Origin of the sequence: Streptomyces bambusae, from assembly GCF_020532645.1 — a bacterium.
GTDB classification, from domain to species: Bacteria; Actinomycetota; Actinomycetes; order Streptomycetales; family Streptomycetaceae; genus Streptomyces; species Streptomyces bambusae.
Genome location: NZ_JAJAUZ010000038.1, coordinates 19,920 through 36,104, shown reverse-complemented (window position 1 = coordinate 36,104; position 16,185 = coordinate 19,920). Strand labels below are relative to the sequence as shown.

13 protein-coding genes are annotated in these 16,185 nt (G+C 73.3%); 11 read left to right on the top strand and 2 right to left on the bottom strand.

Annotated features, from left to right (window positions below; genetic code table 11):
* Positions 1 to 147 precede the first annotated feature (147 nt).
* From LG634_RS24305 to LG634_RS24265, 9 genes are all read left to right on the top strand, one after another.
* The gene (locus LG634_RS24305; RefSeq protein WP_372482484.1) at positions 148 to 1,692 is read left to right on the top strand and encodes a resuscitation-promoting factor; all 1,545 of its coding nucleotides are present in this window, start codon (positions 148 to 150) and stop codon (positions 1,690 to 1,692) included.
* A complete protein-coding gene (rsmA, locus tag LG634_RS24300) occupies positions 1,689 to 2,582 on the top strand; it encodes a 16S rRNA (adenine(1518)-N(6)/adenine(1519)-N(6))-dimethyltransferase RsmA (protein WP_226736243.1) in 894 nt (297 codons plus the stop codon). The genes LG634_RS24305 and rsmA overlap by 4 nt, the downstream gene beginning before the upstream one ends.
* Positions 2,579 to 3,472 (top strand): 4-(cytidine 5'-diphospho)-2-C-methyl-D-erythritol kinase, encoded by an 894-nt coding sequence (locus LG634_RS24295; protein ID WP_226736242.1) that lies wholly within the window; start codon positions 2,579 to 2,581, stop codon positions 3,470 to 3,472. The genes rsmA and LG634_RS24295 overlap by 4 nt, the downstream gene beginning before the upstream one ends.
* A 267-nt stretch (positions 3,473 to 3,739) precedes the next feature.
* The gene (locus tag LG634_RS24290; protein ID WP_226736240.1) at positions 3,740 to 5,545 is read left to right on the top strand and encodes an ABC-F family ATP-binding cassette domain-containing protein; all 1,806 of its coding nucleotides are present in this window, start codon (positions 3,740 to 3,742) and stop codon (positions 5,543 to 5,545) included.
* A 183-nt stretch (positions 5,546 to 5,728) separates the two neighbouring features.
* Positions 5,729 to 7,399: an outer membrane protein assembly factor BamB family protein gene (locus LG634_RS24285; protein WP_226736238.1), complete on the top strand. Its 1,671-nt coding sequence runs from the start codon at positions 5,729 to 5,731 to the stop codon at positions 7,397 to 7,399.
* A gap of 58 nt (positions 7,400 to 7,457) precedes the next feature.
* Positions 7,458 to 9,344 (top strand): outer membrane protein assembly factor BamB family protein, encoded by a 1,887-nt coding sequence (locus LG634_RS24280; protein ID WP_226736236.1) that lies wholly within the window; start codon positions 7,458 to 7,460, stop codon positions 9,342 to 9,344.
* Positions 9,345 to 9,499: 155 nt separating this feature from the next.
* Positions 9,500 to 10,189, top strand: a complete 690-nt coding sequence (locus LG634_RS24275; RefSeq protein WP_226736235.1) for a response regulator transcription factor — start codon at positions 9,500 to 9,502, stop codon at positions 10,187 to 10,189.
* Between the two features lie 136 nt (positions 10,190 to 10,325).
* Complete coding sequence (galE, locus tag LG634_RS24270) at positions 10,326 to 11,303, top strand: UDP-glucose 4-epimerase GalE (RefSeq protein ID WP_226736233.1); 978 nt, start codon at positions 10,326 to 10,328, stop codon at positions 11,301 to 11,303.
* Positions 11,304 to 11,657: 354 nt separating this feature from the next.
* Positions 11,658 to 12,482, top strand: a complete 825-nt coding sequence (locus tag LG634_RS24265) for a response regulator transcription factor (RefSeq protein WP_226736231.1) — start codon at positions 11,658 to 11,660, stop codon at positions 12,480 to 12,482.
* On the opposite strand, the gene LG634_RS24260 is transcribed toward LG634_RS24265, so the two are convergent.
* The gene (locus LG634_RS24260; protein WP_226736229.1) at positions 12,441 to 12,938 is read right to left on the bottom strand and encodes a MarR family winged helix-turn-helix transcriptional regulator; all 498 of its coding nucleotides are present in this window, start codon (positions 12,936 to 12,938) and stop codon (positions 12,441 to 12,443) included. The two genes, LG634_RS24265 and LG634_RS24260, sit on opposite strands and share 42 nt — an antisense overlap.
* 142 nt (positions 12,939 to 13,080) lie before the next feature.
* Here LG634_RS24260 and LG634_RS24255 point away from each other — a divergent pair, with 142 nt between their 5' ends.
* Entirely contained in the window at positions 13,081 to 13,908 is an 828-nt protein-coding gene (locus LG634_RS24255) for a trans-aconitate 2-methyltransferase (protein WP_226736227.1), read from the top strand.
* Positions 13,909 to 13,912: 4 nt separating this feature from the next.
* Positions 13,913 to 14,275, top strand: a complete 363-nt coding sequence (locus LG634_RS24250; protein WP_226736225.1) for a VOC family protein — start codon at positions 13,913 to 13,915, stop codon at positions 14,273 to 14,275.
* Between the two features lie 84 nt (positions 14,276 to 14,359).
* Here LG634_RS24250 and LG634_RS24245 read toward each other — a convergent pair whose 3' ends face one another.
* A complete protein-coding gene (locus tag LG634_RS24245) occupies positions 14,360 to 16,069 on the bottom strand; it encodes an FG-GAP repeat domain-containing protein (protein ID WP_226736308.1) in 1,710 nt (569 codons plus the stop codon).
* Positions 16,070 to 16,185 lie beyond the last annotated feature (116 nt).

Here is a 16,185-nt window from a genome sequence, read left to right as displayed (position 1 = left end):
GAAAAGCAGCGCAGTCACCGGGCTTCCGGCCGACGACGCGCCGTCCCCGGCCAGTCCGGCCCCGCCGAACCGGCACCCCCCGGCACCGGCCGGCGCCGCGCCGACCCGCTCCCGCCGCCCGCCCCGCCCACCGCCCTCCTCGACGGCATCCCGGGCCCGCCCGGGCCCCCGTACCCGGACGACACTGCGTACGCGGAGCCCGGTTACGGCGGGGCCTGGGCCCCCGAGGCGTACGCGGCAACCGGGCACCCCGAGCCCGCCCACGCGGACCCCGCCCACGCGGACCCCGGGTACGCCGACCCCGGATACGCCGGGACCGGGTACGCCGACCCCGCCCACGCCGACCCCGGGTACGGCGGGACCGGCACCCCCGCACCCGGGTACGCAGGAACGGAGTACGAGCCCACCGGGTACGCCGGGCTTGGGCGGGCCGGGACCTGGCCCCCCGGCCCCGGGTACGGCGGGACCGAGTACCCGGAGGCCGGTCACGGCGGCGGCGAGGACCCCGAGGCCGACTACGGAGCGGCCGGTTCCGCCGAGGCGGGGCCGGCGCCCGGGCGGGCCGCCGGCCGGCGGGGGCGGCGGAAGCGGGGGAGCGGCCGGGGCGAGTGGCGGCGGATCGTGCCGCAGGCACTCGTGGTGGCGTTCCTCGCCGGCGGGACGTCCGCGTTCGTGGCCACCGACAAGGCCGTCCGCCTGACCGTGGACGGCGTGCCCCGCACCCTGCACACCTTCGCCGACGACGTCGGCGAACTCCTCGCCGCCGAGCACATCGCCGCCGGCGCCCACGACCTCGTCGCCCCCGCCCCCGGCGCCGGACTCGCGGACGGCGACGAGATCGTCGTCCGCTACGGCCGCCCCGTCCTCCTCACCCTCGACGGCCGCAGCCGCCGGGTGTGGACCACAGCCCGCACCGTGGACGGCGCCCTGCGCCAGCTCGGCGTCCGCGCCGAGGGCGCCTACCTCTCCACCTCCCGGTCCGCCCCCATCTCCCGCCGGGGCCTGACCCTCAGCGTCCGCACCGAACGCACCGTCACCTTCATGGCCGACGGCCGCGAACGGACCATCCGCACCAACTCCGCGACCGTCCGCGAAGCCCTCGAACAGGCCGGCATCAGCCTGCACGGCCAGGACACCACCTCCGTACCGCCCGAGACCTTCCCCCGCGACGGTCAGACCGTCACCGTGCTCCGCATCACCGGCAGCCGCGAGGTCCGCGAGGAGCAGATCCCCTACGACATCGAACGCATCCGGGACCCCGAGCTGTTCGCCGGCACCGAAGTCGTCGAGCGCGCCGGCCGCCCCGGCGCCCGCCGCGTCACGTACGCCCTGCGGACCGTCAACGGCGTACGGCAGAAGCCCCGCCGCATCACCGAGGAGGTCGTCCGCGACCCCGTCACCCAGGTCGTCAAGGTCGGCACCCGCCCGCTGCCGACCTCCGTGGCCGGCGCCGACGGCCTCGACTGGGGCGCCCTCGCCCAGTGCGAGTCCGGCGGCCGTCCCGGCGCGGTCGACCCGTCCGGCACGTACGGCGGCCTCTACCAGTTCGACGTCGGCACCTGGCGCAGCCTCGGCGGCAGCGGCCGCGCCCAGGACGCCAGTGCGAGCGAGCAGACGTACCGGGCCAAGAAGCTCTACGTGCAGCGGGGGGCGAGTCCGTGGCCGCACTGCGGCCGTAGGCTTTACCGGTGAGCACCGCAGAGCAGCACGACGCCCCCGACGCCCTTCTCGGCCCCGCCGACATCCGAGAGCTGGCCGCCGCCCTCGGCGTACGCCCGACGAAGCAGAAGGGCCAGAACTTCGTCATCGATGCCAACACGGTGCGCCGCATCGTGCGCACCGCCGAGGTGCGGCCCGAGGACGTGGTCGTCGAGGTCGGCCCCGGCCTCGGCTCCCTGACCCTGGCGCTGCTGGAGGCGGCCGACCACGTCACGGCCGTCGAGATCGACGACATCCTCGCCGCCGCGCTGCCCGCCACCATCGAGGCCCGGCTGCCCGCGAAGAAGGACCGCTTCGCGCTGGTGCACTCCGACGCCATGCTCGTCCGGGAGCTGCCCGGGCCGGCCCCGACCGCGCTCGTCGCCAACCTGCCGTACAACGTGGCCGTGCCGGTGCTCCTGCACATGCTCGACCGGTTCCCGACCATCGAGCGGACCCTCGTCATGGTCCAGGCCGAGGTCGCCGACCGGCTCGCCGCCCGCCCCGGCAACAAGGTGTACGGGGTCCCCTCCGTCAAGGCGAACTGGTACGCCGACGTCAAGCGGGCCGGTGCCATCGGGCGCAACGTGTTCTGGCCCGCGCCCAACGTGGACTCCGGCCTGGTCTCCCTGGTCCGCCGGACCGAGCCGGTCGCGACCACCGCCACCAAGGCCGAGGTGTTCGCCGTCGTCGACGCCGCGTTCGCGCAGCGCCGCAAGACGCTGCGGGCCGCGCTCGCCGGCTGGGCCGGGTCCGCCGCGGGCGCCGAGGCCGCGCTGGTCGCCGCCGGGATCTCCCCGCAGGCGCGGGGCGAGGCACTGACCGTCGAGGAGTTCGCCCGGATCGCCGAGCACAAGCCCGCACCCGAGAAGGCCGCCCTGTGAGCGTCACCGTCCGCGTCCCCGCCAAGGTCAACGTCCAGCTCGCGGTCGGGGCGGCCCGGCCGGACGGGTTCCACGACCTCGCCAACGTCTTCCTCGCCGTGTCCCTCCACGACGAGGTGACCGCCACGCCGGCCGACGAGCTGCGGATCACGTGCAGCGGGCCGGACGCGGCGCAGGTGCCGCTCGACCGGACCAACCTGGCGGCCCGGGCCGCCGAACTGCTCGCCGCGCGGTACGGGCTCGAACCGCGGGTCCACCTGCACATCGCCAAGGACATCCCGGTGGCCGGCGGCATGGCCGGCGGCAGCGCGGACGGGGCGGCGGCGCTGCTGGCCTGCGACGCGCTGTGGGGTACGGGTGCCAGTCGCGCGGAGCTGCTGGAGATCTGCGCGGAGCTGGGCAGCGACGTGCCGTTCTCGCTGGTCGGGGGAGCGGCGCTGGGGACCGGGCGGGGCGAGGTCCTGACCCCGCTGCCGACCGGGGGGACGTTCCACTGGGTGTTCGCCATGGCCGACGGGGGCCTGTCCACGCCGGCCGTCTTCCGCGAGTTCGACCGGCTGGCGGCGGGGACGGACGTGCCGGTGCCGGAGGCGTCGGAGGCGCTGCTCGCGGCGCTTGCGGCCGGGGACGGGGCCGCGCTGGCCGGGGCCCTCGTCAACGACCTCCAGCCCGCGGCGCTCTCCCTGCGGCCGCAGCTGGCGGCCACGCTGGACGCGGGGCTCGGTGCCGGTGCCCTGGCGGCACTCGTCTCCGGCTCCGGTCCCACGACGGCCTTCCTGGCGGCCGACCCCGAATCCGCCGAGAAGATCGCCGCGTCCCTCCTCGCTTCCGGCACGTGCCGCACCGCCCGCACCGCCACCTCCCCCGCCCCGGGCGCCACCGTCCTCTGACCGGGCCCGCCTCAAACGCCGGCGGGGCTTGGTCCGCCCGCCGTATCCAGCCCGCAGGCAAGGTCCGGGCAGGGGAAAATCCAGCCCGTCCGGCGTTTGAGGATCGGGGCCCGGGGCGGAGCCCCGATCTTCGGGCCCCGCCAGGGGGCACCTCCCAGCCCTCTGGGGCTGGGGGAGATTGAGGCGCGGGGTACGCGGGGCGGAGCCCCGGGGGCCGGAAGGATAGGCTGAGGGGCTGATCCACACCCGCAACCTGGAGCGCGTCTGATGGCCGTCAATCTGGTCAACGTAGAGGCAGTCAGCAAGGTGTACGGCACCCGCACCCTGCTCGACGGCATCTCCCTCGGCGTGTCCGAAGGAGACCGGATCGGCGTCGTCGGCCGCAACGGCGACGGCAAGACCACCCTCATCCGGATGCTCGCCAGGCTGGAGGAGCCCGACACCGGCCGCGTCACCCACACCGGCGGCGCCCGCATCGGCATCCTCACCCAGCACGACTCCCTCGACCCCGCCGCCACCATCCGCCACGAGATCATCGGCGACATGGCCGACCACGAGTGGGCGGGCAGCGCCAAGATCCGCGACGTGCTGACCGGCCTCTTCGGCGGCCTCGACCTGCCCGGCTTCGACCAGGGCCTCGACACCGTCATCGGCCCGCTCTCCGGCGGCGAGCGCCGCCGCATCGCCCTCGCCCGGCTGCTCATCGCCGACCAGGACCTCCTCGTCCTCGACGAGCCCACCAACCACCTCGACGTCGAGGGCATCTCCTGGCTCGCCGCCCACCTCCAGGAACGCCGCTCCGCCCTCGTCTGCGTCACCCACGACCGCTGGTTCCTCGACCAGGTCTGCACCCGCATGTGGGACGTCCAGCGCGGCGACGTGCACGAGTACGAGGGCGGCTACAGCGACTACGTGTTCGCCCGCGCCGAGCGCGAGCGGATCGCCGCCACCGAGGAGACCAAGCGGCAGAACCTCGTCCGCAAGGAGCTGGCCTGGCTGCGCCGCGGCGCCCCCGCCCGCACCTCCAAGCCCCGCTTCCGCATCGAGGCCGCCAACGCCCTCATCGCGGACGTCCCGCCGCCGCGCGACACCTCCGAGCTGATGCGCTTCGCCAACTCCCGGCTCGGCAAGACCGTGTTCGAGCTGGAGGACGTCAGCGTCCAGGCCGGCCCCAAGAGCCTGCTCAAGCACCTCACCTGGCAGCTCGGCCCCGGCGACCGGATCGGCCTGGTCGGCGTCAACGGCGCCGGCAAGACCTCCCTGCTGCGCGCCCTCGCCGAGGCCGCCCGCACGCAGGGCGACGTACAGCCCGCGGCCGGCACCATCACCGTCGGCAAGACCGTCAAGCTCGCCTACCTCTCCCAGGAGGTCGGCGAACTCGACCCGTCGCTGCGCGTCCTGGAAGCCGTCCAGCGGGTCCGCGACCGGGTCGACCTCGGCAAGGGCCGCGAGATGACCGCGGGCCAGCTGTGCGAGCAGTTCGGCTTCACCAAGGAGAAGCAGTGGACGCCCGTCGGCGACCTCTCCGGCGGCGAGCGGCGCCGGCTGCAGATCCTGCGCCTGCTGATGGACGAGCCCAACGTGCTCTTCCTCGACGAGCCCACCAACGACCTCGACATCGAGACCCTCACCCAGCTGGAGGACCTCCTCGACGGCTGGCCCGGCTCGATGATCGTCATCAGCCACGACCGCTTCTTCATCGAGCGCACCACCGACACCGTGATGGCCCTGCTCGGCGACCAGACGCTGCGGATGCTGCCGCGCGGCCTGGACGAGTACCTGGAGCGCCGCCGCCGGATGATCGAGACGGCCGCCCCGGCCCCCGCCCCGGCCGCCGCCGCGCCCGCCAAGGAGAAGTCCGCGGGTGACGCGCGCGCCCAGAAGAAGGAACTCCAGAAGATCGAGCGGCAGCTCAACAAGATCTCCGACCGCGAGACCAACCTGCACGCGCAGATCGCCGACAACGCCACCGACTTCGCGAAGGTCGCCACCCTCGACGCAGAGCTCCGGGAACTCATCTCCGAGCGCGACGAGTTGGAGATGCGCTGGCTGGAACTGGCCGAGGACGTGTAACCGTCCCCGCCGCCGGCCGTCCAACTGGCCGGATCACAGCGGTGTCACGGGCCGGTCCACCCTTGGGAACAGGGGCTGGACCGGCCCGTTCTGCGTCGTCCCCGAGTGATAGAAAGAACGTCCTTGCCGTCCGACAGGGGCGGCGGACCGCCCGAATCGCCGACGAAGCAAAGGTACCGAGCTGTGACTCAGCCGCCGAACGAGCCGACGAACCAGCCTCCCGTACCTCCCGGTTACGGCCACCTGCCCGGCCCCCCGCCGCAGCCCGGGTACGGCTACCCCCAGCAGCAGGGCCCCAACCCGTACGCCCAGGCCCCGCAGCAGGCCCCCGGCCCGTACGCCCAGCAGCCCCAGGGCTTCAACCCCTATGCCCAGCAGGGCCCCGGCGGCTTCCCGCCCGCGCCCCCCGGCGCCCCCGGACCGCAGCCGGGCGGCAAGGGCGGCGGCCGCAAGCCGCTCGTGCTCGGCGCGGCCGTCCTCGCCGGCGTCCTCGTCCTCGGGGGCGGCGGCTGGTTCGCGTACGCCGCCCTCACCGAGGACGACCCGAAGAAGCCCGTGGCCCAGCCCACCGCCGACCCGAAGCCGGCCGGCAGCCCGACCGTCGACGACGGCGACGGCAGCGGCGACGGCCGCAAGGAGCCCGGCCTCAACGACAACCGCAAGCCCGGCGAGGACCGGGCCCTGTGGCTCAAGATGAACGAGACCGACGTCCCCGGCAGCGGCGCCACCATCAGCGGCATGTGGGTCGCCGGCGACACCGTCGCCAAGGTCGGCTACAAGAGCATCACCGGCTACGGCGTCGCGGACGGCAAGCCGAAGTGGACCGTCCCGCTCGGCGGCGAACTGTGCGGCGCGACCCGCAAGGCCAGCACCACCGGCAAGATCGTCGTCGCCTGGGAGAAGGGCGCCGGCAGCAACGCCGAGTGCAACCAGCTCAAGCAGGTCGACCTCAAGACCGGCACCGTCGGCTGGGACCAGGAAGTGGCCAAGGAAGGCCTCTTCGACATCATGACCAACCTCCGCATGACGATCAGCGGGGACACCCTCGTGATCGCCCGCACCGGCCCCACCACCGCCGTCAAGGTCAGCGACGGCAAGAAGCTGTGGAAGCAGGAGGGCAATGCGCAGTGCTCCCCGTACGAGTACGCGGGCGGCAGCCGGCTGCTCACCGTCACCACCTGCTTCAAGGCCGAGACCGAGCAGCTGGAGGGCGTCGACCCGAAGACCGGCAAGATCCAGTGGTCGTACAAGTTCGGCAAGACCTGGAAGATCAACCGGGTCTACTCGGTCGACCCGATCATCGTGGACGCCTCCAGCGAGGAGCAGAGCAAGCGCGCCGTGGTCGTGCTGAACCCCAACGGCACCGAGAAGCTCCGCCTGCACGGCCAGGGCAAGTTCGCCGCGAGCTGCGCCTGGGACGCGTGGGGCCGCGGCATCGAGGGCTGTGACGGCGCCTTCGTGGACGGGAACACCTTCCACTTCATGACCGAGGGCAAGACGGCGATGCGCAACAACGAGATCGTCGACTTCAGCCTCACCACCGGCAAGGTCATCCGCCGCACCCCGGTCCCCAAGGACCGCTTCGTCACTCCGCTGAAGGCCGAGGGCGGCCGGGTGTACGGCTACCTCGACGCCAGCGTCAACGGCCTGCCCGGCGGCATCGTCTCCTGGCCGTCGAACGGCCCCGGCGCCATGAAGCACGAGCTCCGCTTCCCGACCCCCGCCGCCGCGGTGGAGCGGACCTTCTACAGCGCCCAGTTCGCCTACGAGGACGGCCGCTTCTTCATGGGCTCCACCTCGCTCTTCGGCAAGGACGGGGCCAAGGAGAAGCTGATCATGGCCTTCGGCAAGTAGCCCCCGCCGGCACCCCCGTCCCCTCCCCCCACCCGCCCCGAGAGGCAGAGACCACCCCATGACCACCCCGCCGCCACCGCCGCCCAACCAGCCCCCGCAGGGCGGCTTCGGCGCACCCCAGGAGCCCGAGCCGCCCCAGCAGCCCCAGCAGCCCGGCCAGGACCCCCGGTCCGCCGGCTTCGGCGCCCCCCAGCAGCCCCCCGCGGGCGGCTTCGGTGCCCCGCAGGAGCCCCCGGCCGGCGGCTTCGGCGCCCCCCAGGACCCCCGGTCCGGCGGCTTCGGCGCGCCCCAGCCGCCGCCGGCCGCCCCGTACGGTGCCCCCCAGCAGCCGCCGGCCGCCCCCTACGGCGCCCCGCAGCCGTCGGCCGCCCCGCAGGGCTACGGCTACCCGCAGGCCCAGCCGCCCGGCTACGGCTACCCCCAGCCGCCCACCGCGCCCATGTACGGCCCCGGTGCGCCCGCCCCGCAGCCGCCCGGCGGCGGCAAGGCCAAGCGCAACCAGCTGCTGATCCTGGCGAGCGCGTTCCTGGCGATCGCGCTGATCGTCGTGGGCGGCTTCTGGTACGCCTCCCGCCCCGCCGACCCGGACGCACCGAAGAAGCCGGTCGCCGAGGGCAAGAACGGCGGCTCCACCGGCTCCACCGGCGGCTCCGGCACTGCCGAGCCCGCCCCGGTGGCCTCCGAGAAGGCCCCGTCGAACCCGAAGTCCACGAAGCTGGTCAGCGTCCCCCAGCCCAAGATCGAGCGGCTCCACAACGTCGCCGGCTCCTGGCTGACGGACTCGGTGTACGTCAAGAGCGACATCCTCAAGGTCGTCGGCTACGACCTGGCCACCGGCAAGTCCAAGTGGTCGATCCCGCTCCCGGGCCAGGTCTGCGCCGCCACCAAGCGCAGCAGCGGCGACAAGGCCGCCATCGTGTACGAGCCGGCCAAGCGCACCGGCAAGTACGCCCACCAGCCCTGCACCGAGGTCGCCGTGATCGACCTCAACGCGGGCCGGCTGCTGTGGCAGGGCTCCGCGAAGAGCAGCGCCGGCGGCGACGAGAAGGTCGAGTTCAAGGAGATCACGCTGGCCGGCCAGACCGTGGCCGCGGCCGGTCTCCAGGGCGGCGCCGCCTGGGACCTCGCCACCGGCAAGTCCCGCTGGATCCCGAAGGTCGACTCCGAATCCTGCTACGACGCCGGGTACGCGGGCGGGGCCGGCCTCGCCGTCATCCGCAAGTGCGGCGAGTACAACGACCGCTACCTGATGGCCCAGGCCCTCGACCCGGTCACCGGCGCCCCGCTGTCCTCGTACAAGCTGCCCCAGGGCATCCAGTACGCCAGCATCATCTCGGCGAAGCCGCTCGTGGTCACCACCGACCTGGACAACGGCGGCGGCATCACCGACATCTTCTCCGTCGACGAGAAGACCGGCACGCTCAAGGCCCGCATCGGCCTGCCCAAGGACACCTACGCGCCGAACTGCTCCACCAGCACCGGCGTCGAGGTCTGCGACAAGGTCGTCGTCGGCAACGGCCGCGTCTACCTGCCGTCCGAGGAGCACGAGGACACCGCGGGCGAGAAGTACGACGAGACCAACGAGATCGTCTCCTTCGACCTCGCCACCGGCAAGCAGACCACCGACCGCTTCGACGCGGGCAGCCGCTTCACGATGTTCCCGCTGCGCATGGACGGGCCGAACATCATCGCGTACAAGTGGCCGCCGTACGACAAGGGCGGCCAGGTCGTCAGCATCGACACCAAGACCGGCAAGCAGACCCTGCTGATGGACAACCCCGGCGACGAGGCCAGCCGGAACGTGGAGACCAGCTTCTCCTCGAACTTCTCCGAGATCCGCTACCACAACGGCCGGTTGTTCGCCTCCGAGGTCCTGATCGACAAGCCGTTCCGTCCCGAGGACGCGAAGCGGGACTTCCTGTTCGCGGGCTTTGCCGCCAACTGACCGAACAGGCACTGCATATGCCCGAAGGGGGCGCCATCCGGCAACGGAAGGTGCCCCCTTCGGCCTTACGAATGGCTTCTCCCCGGTAACCCGCCCACGGTGTCGAACAAGCGTGTAGCTTGCCGGGGCAGTGAGGGAGCGGCGTTGGGGGCCTGATGGGCGTACGGGTCATGGTGGTCGACGAGCACCGGCTGCTGGCCGAGGCACTGGCGTCCGCGCTGAAACTGCGCGGGCACCGGGTGCTGGCCGCGGCCGCACCGGCCGCGGGCGCGGCCGAACTCGTGATCAGCCGCGCCCCCGAGGTGTGCCTCATGGGCACCGCCTCCCCGGCCGAGCCCGGTGTCTTCGAGCCCATCGTCCGGATCAAGAAGGAGCGGCCGCAGATCGCCGTCGTGGTGCTCGGCCCGGTGCCCAGCCCGCGCGGGATCGCCGCCGCCTTCGCCGCCGGCGCCTCCGGGTACGTGCGGCACGACGAGCGCATCGAGGGCGTCGAGCGGGCCCTGGCCAAGGCGCGGGCCGGAGAGGCCGCGGTCTCCCCGCAGCTGCTCCAGGGCGCCTTCGCCGAGCTGCTCAACCCGGCCGCCCAGCCCGACGACGAGGGCACCCGGCTGCTCCAGCTGCTCACCCCGCGCGAGGTCGAGGTGCTGGTGCGGGTCGCCGAGGGCGAGGACACCCGGCTGATCGCGGCCGGCATGAGCATCGCGCCGAGCACAGCGCGCACACATGTCCAGCGGGTACTCATGAAGCTGGGCGTCGGCTCCCGGCTGGAGGCGGCCGCGCTGGCCGCCCGTACCGGACTGCTGGACCGTGCGGTGATCCCCGCCCAGCCCGGGCCCCGGGAGTAGGGCGCGCGAGCGCACGTTCCCCCGGGTGCGGACTTCACCGGACCGCGGGTTTGCGGCAAGGTGCTGTTCGCCGGGCCCACCGGATCCGGTAAGAGCGTGTCATCCACAGACCTGGACAAGGCGAGCGAGGCGGCAAGTGAACAAGTACCTGGTGACCGGCGGAGCCGGATACGTCGGCAGCGTCGTGGCGGCGCACCTCCTGGAAGCCGGGCACGAGGTGACCATCCTCGACGACCTCTCCACCGGCTTCCGCAAGGGCGTCCCGGCCGGTGCCGCGCTCATCGACGGCCGGATCCAGGACGCGGCCCGCCACCTGGACCCGTCCTACGACGCCGTCCTGCACTTCGCCGCCTCCTCGCAGGTCGGCGAGTCCGTCGCCGACCCCGGCAAGTACTGGGCGAACAACGTCGGCGGCACCCTGGAGCTGCTCACCGCCATGCGCACGGCGGGCGTCCGCAAGCTGGTCTTCTCCTCCACCGCCGCCACCTACGGCGAGCCCGTCGACGGCCGCCTCACCGAGACCTCCGTCACCGCGCCCACCAACCCGTACGGGGCGTCCAAGCTGGCCGTCGACCACATGATCGCGGGAGAGTGCTCGGCGCACGGCCTGGCGGCGGTCTCGCTGCGCTACTTCAACGTGGCCGGCGCGTACGGGGAGTTCGGCGAGCGTCACGACCCCGAGACGCACCTCATCCCGCTCGTGCTCCAAGTCGCCTTGGGGCAGCGGGAGTCCATCTCGGTGTTCGGAGACGACTACCCGACCCCGGACGGCACCTGCGTGCGCGACTACATCCACGTGGCCGACCTCGCCGAGGCCCACCTGGCCGCCCTCGGTGCCGCCGCGGCCGGCGAGCACCTGGTGTGCAACCTCGGCAACGGCAACGGCTTCTCGGTCCGCGAGGTCATCGAGACGGTCCGCAAGGTCACCGGCCGGGAGATCCCCGAGGTGACCGCCGCCCGCCGGCCCGGCGACCCGGCCGTGCTCGTCGCCTCCGCGGAGACCGCCCGGCAGCGGCTGGGCTGGACCCCGACCCGGTCCGACCTCGCGGGCATCGTCACCGACGCCTGGCAGTTCGCCCTGCGCCGGGAGGCGGAGAAGAACGACGGGGCGTGAGCCGCGCGCGGTGACCGAACGGCTCCGGAGGGGATGGTTCCGGGCAGGCGTTTTCCGGCCATGCGCCGCGGGCGCCGGACCGCTCGTTCCATCCCCATACCGTGCGGTACGCGGGAGTTGCCGAGGTCGCGGAAGAAAACCGCGGGGAAAACTTCTGAGATTCGGCCAACCGCGGTGCACCAACCCCCGTACGCTGATGCTCGACACCGGTGGGGGCCGGTGTTGATTCAGGGGTCGAGACAGTCGGATACGACGTCCGGACCGGGGTAGCAGTCCAGTTGCGGCGGCGGCCGCGGCCGCTGCCGATCCCACTCCGATCCGGGCGTCGTGTCACGGCCGTCCGTTCCCCGACCCTTGGGGGTGTCTGTGGTTCGTATCCGGGTTCTCGTGGTCGACGATCACCGCATTTTCGCCGAGTCGCTGGCCGCGGCGCTCGCCGCCGAGCCCGATGTGGAAGTGTCCGCGGCGGGCAGCGGGCCGGCCGCGCTGCGCTGTCTCGAACGAGGCGCGGCGGAAGGCCGCAAGTACGACGTCCTGCTGGTCGACGCCGATCTCGGGGTGGCGGGCGGGGCGGGTTCCGGCGGTGCGTCCGGGGCCGGCCGGATCCCCGAGCAGCCCTTCGGCTCCGGGGCACCGGCGGCCGGGGTGCCCGCCGACGGGATCGCCCTGGTGGCCGGGGTCCGGGCGGGCCGCCATCCGGTCCGTACGGTGGTCCTGGCCGAGCGGGACGATCCGCGCCGGGCCGCGCTGGCCCTCCAGGCGGGGGCCTCCGGCTGGGTCGCCAAGGACTGTTCGCTGTCCCGGCTGCTCGCCGTGATCCGAGGCGTGCTCCGCGAGGAGACGCACCTGCCGCCGGCCCTGCTCACCGGCGTGCTGAGGGAGTTGACGGCGGCCCGCAAGAACCGCACCGACAGCGAACGGCTCGTGGAGTCCCTGACCCCGCGCGAGCACGAGGTGCTGCGCTGCATGGTGGCCGGGCTCAACCGCAAGGACGTGGCCGCCCGGCTGTTCCTCTCCCCGCACACCGTCCGGACCCACATGCAGAACGTGCTGGGCAAGCTGGGCGTGCACTCCACCCTGGCCGCCGTGGCACTGGCCCGCCGGGCCGGGGTCCGCCCGGTGGACCTGGGGCCCGCCCTACCCGGGGATGTTGTCGAACGGAGCGGTCAGCTGGCGTAGCAGCTGGGCCAGCTCCGTGCGCTGGGCGCGCGGCAGCCGGCCCAGGATCGCCCGCTCCTGGTCGAGCAGGCCCGCGAGCGCCTGGTCGGCCCGGTCGCGGCCCTCCGGGGTGAGGCGCACCAGCACGCCGCGGCGGTCGTTCGGGTCGGGGAGCCGCTCGACCAGGCCCTTCTTGGTGAGCCGGTCGATGCGGTTGGTCATGGTGCCGGAGGTGACGAGCGTCTGCGTCAGCAGCTGGCCGGGGGAGAGCTGGTACGGGTCGCCGGCCCGGCGCAGCGACGTCAGGACGTCGAACTCCCAGGGCTCCAGGCTGTGCTCGGAGAAGGCGAGTCGGCGGGCCCGGTCGAGGTGGCGCGCGAGCCTGCTGACCCGGCTCAGCACTTCGAGCGGTTCCACGTCGAGGTCAGGGCGCTCCCGCCGCCATGCCGCGACCAGTCGGTCGACCTCGTCCTCCATGCCGATCAGTGTAAGGGGTCTGTCGACATGAAGTCTCTTGACGTCAAGATACTTATGGGCGGATCATGGCAGCAGAGCACGGAAGAACTGCCGGGCCGGCGTGCTCCGCCGTGCCCGCGCACGCTTGCAGAAAGGCTCGGCCATGCACGACACCACTCCGCGCTGGGACCCCGGCCAGTACCTGCGGCACGCAGGCCACCGCACCCGCCCGTTCCTGGAGCTGCTCGCCCGGATCCCGGACCCGGCCGGGGCCGCCGGCGCCGCCCCGCGCGTCGCCGACCTCGGCTGCGGCGCCGGGAACGTCACCGCGCTGCTCGCCGACCGCTGGCCGGACGCCCGGATCACCGGCTACGACCTGTCCGAGGAGATGCTCGACCGGGCCCGCCGGGACCACGCCGGCCCCACCCCCGGCGGCGGCAGCCTCGATTTCCATCCCGCCGACCTGGCCGACTGGCGGCCGGACGAGCCGTACGACGTGATCGTCTCCAACGCCGCCTTCCAATGGCTGCCCGGGCACGCGGACTCCTTCGCCGCCTGGACCCGGACCCTGCGGCCCGGCGGCGCCTTCGCCTTCCAGGTGCCCGGGAACTTCTCCGCCCCGAGCCACCGGCTGCTCGCCGACCTGTGCAACGGCCCGCGCTGGCGCGGCCGCCTCGCCGGGTACGGCGAGCGGGCCGCCGCCGTCCTGGAGCCCGCCGGCTACCTGGAGCGGCTCGGGGCGCTCGGCCTCACCGCCGACGTGTGGGAGACCACCTACCAGCAGCTGCTGACCGGCCCCGACGCCGTCCTCGACTGGGTGAAGGGCACCGCCCTGCGGCCGGTGCTCACCGCGCTCGCGGGGGACCCGGAGGCCGCCGACGCCTTCCTCGCCGAGTACCGCGGGCTGCTGCGCGAGGCGTATCCCGCGGGCCCGCACGGCACCGTCTTCCCGTTCCGCCGCATCTTCGCCGTCGCCGCCAAGGAGGCCTGACCCGATGCTCGTATCCGTCGACCACGTCCAGCTCGCCGCCCCGCCCGGATCGGAGGACCTGCTGCGCGGCTACTACACGGCCGTCCTCGGCATGACCGAGATCCCCAAGCCGCCGGTGCTCGCGGCCCGCGGCGGCTGCTGGTTCGCGGCCGGGCCGGTGCAGCTGCACCTCGGCGTCGAGGCGGACTTCCGCCCCGCAGCCAAGGCCCACCCGGGCCTGCGGGTCCGCGGGATCGAGGCGTACGCGGCCCGCCTGGAGTCCCACGGCGCCAAGGTCGTCTGGGACGACAACCTCCCCGGCCACCGCCGCTTCTACTCGCAGGACCCGGTCGGCAACCGCCTGGAGTTCCTGGAACCGTCGCCCTGACCGGGGGGCAGGACGACGACGGCGCCCCGCCACCGGATTCCGGTGACGGGGCGCCGCTGTGTGCGATCCGTGTCAGGCCGTGGCCTAGTACAGGTTCTTGTAGATGCCCCAGCCGTTGCCCAGCGAGACCCGCTTGGACAGGGTGGCGGAGCCGCCCAGACCGGTCGCGGAGTAGCGCCAGAGGTTGCCCGCGGAGTCCGTGCCCACCAGGTCGGCACGGCCGTCGCCGGTCATGTCGCCGGCGGCCGCCATCTTGTTGTAGATGCCGAAGCCGGTGCCGATCTTCACGCGGGTCTTGAAGGGGGCCTTCGCAACGCCGGTGCCCGGGTACAGGTAGAGGGTGCCGCCGGAGGTGCGGGCGATCAGGTCCGCCCGGCCGTCACCGGTGAAGTCACCGGCGCCCAGCAGCTTGTTGTACGCGCCCCAGCCCGCGCCGATGCCGGTCTTGCTGCCGAGCGCGGTGCCGGCGCCGTTGCCGTGGTACAGGTACAGGGTGCCGCCGGAGGTGCGGGCCAGCAGGTCGCCCTTGCCGTCACCGGTCAGGTCGCCCACGCCGACGAGGGCGTTGAAGCCGCCCCAGCCCGCGCCCAGGTCGGACTCACCGTGGTACAGGCGGCCCTGGTAGACGTACATGAAGGAGCCGAACGGGTTGTCCGTCAGCGAGGACGCGAAGGTGATCGGGGCGAAGTCCGGCCAGCCGCCGTCGTCGCTCCACTTGTAGCGGGAGTAGAACTTGCCGTCCGCCTTGCTCACGTACCGGAACAGCGTGTTGCCGGTGCTCCGGGCCGCGATGCCCGCCTTGCCGTGGTCGGCGATGCCGCCCTGGCCGGCGAACAGGTCGGTGTGCTGCCAGTTCGTGCCGGACTTCAGGCGGCCGGCGACGGTGCCGCCGGACTTGCCGGGGTAGAACCAGTTGGTGCCGGACAGGTCGCGGGCCAGGTAGTCCGCGAAGCCGTCACCGTTGGCGTCGCCCACGGCCAGCATCTGGTTGTAGACCTGGTAGCCGTAGCCGATCTTCGCCGCGGCGCGGAACGGGGCGGAGGCGTTGCCGGTGCCCGTGTAGCGGTACAGGTTGCCGCTCGGGGTGCGGGCCAGCAGGTCGCCGATGCCGTCACCCGTGACGTCCGAACCGCCGACGAGCTGGTCGTACGCACCCCAGCCGGCGCCGATCTTCACGGCCGCGCGGTACGGCGCGTACAGGTTGCCGGTGGCCGCGTACAGGTACAGCTCGCCGTTGTGCTTGCGGGCCAGCAGGTCCGGGCGGCCGTCACCGGTCAGGTCGCCGGCGCCGACGACCTTGTTGTAGATCGTCCAGCCGCGGCCGCGCCAGTTCGAGGACCAGACGCCGTCGGTGGAGGAGACCTCGTGCAGCGACAGCTCGCCGGTGACGCTCAGCGTGAGCAGCTCCGGGTTGGCGTTGCCGTCCATGTCACCGGCGGGGATGACGTCCTTGTACGCGGAGTCCTCGCCGATCTGGAGGGAGAACTCGGCGTCGTCGTCCTGGAAGTCCTTCAGGTAGTGCTTGGTGCCCGACCGGTACAGCAGGTCGTGCGTGCCGTCGTGGTTCACGTCGAAGAGCGGCGGGGCGACGTCCTTGACGCCGGCGGTGGCCAGACCGGTCCGGGTACCGCCGGGAATGACACCGGTCGGCTGGGGCGCGGCGGGCTGGACGTTCTCGCTCGGCGCCTTCGGCGCGACGGGAGCGTCGGCCGAGGCCGGGCCCGCGAGGGCCATGCCGGCGGTCAGGGCGATGGCGGTGCAGGCCGCGATACGGCCGAGGCGCTTGTGGCGCACGATGTTCAAGGTCCCCCCTGGGACGGAAGAAGTGCTGCGCGGGGACACGGGGTCGCGGGCTCGGGCGCGCATCAGGGGCGCGGAGCGGCGTCATCCCCCCCGGGAATTGTCCGTGC

Excerpts from the sequence above, each read along its gene's own strand:
- LG634_RS24290 (WP_226736240.1), top strand. The coding sequence starts at position 3,740 with ATGGCCGTCAATCTGGTCAACGTAGAGGCAGTCAGCAAGGTGTACGGC.
- LG634_RS24280 (WP_226736236.1), top strand. The coding sequence starts at position 7,458 with ATGACCACCCCGCCGCCACCGCCGCCCAACCAGCCCCCGCAGGGCGGC.
- LG634_RS24275 (WP_226736235.1), top strand. The coding sequence starts at position 9,500 with ATGGGCGTACGGGTCATGGTGGTCGACGAGCACCGGCTGCTGGCCGAG.
- LG634_RS24260 (WP_226736229.1), bottom strand. The coding sequence starts at position 12,938 with ATGGAGGACGAGGTCGACCGACTGGTCGCGGCATGGCGGCGGGAGCGC.
- LG634_RS24255 (WP_226736227.1), top strand. The coding sequence starts at position 13,081 with ATGCACGACACCACTCCGCGCTGGGACCCCGGCCAGTACCTGCGGCAC.
- LG634_RS24250 (WP_226736225.1), top strand. The coding sequence starts at position 13,913 with ATGCTCGTATCCGTCGACCACGTCCAGCTCGCCGCCCCGCCCGGATCG.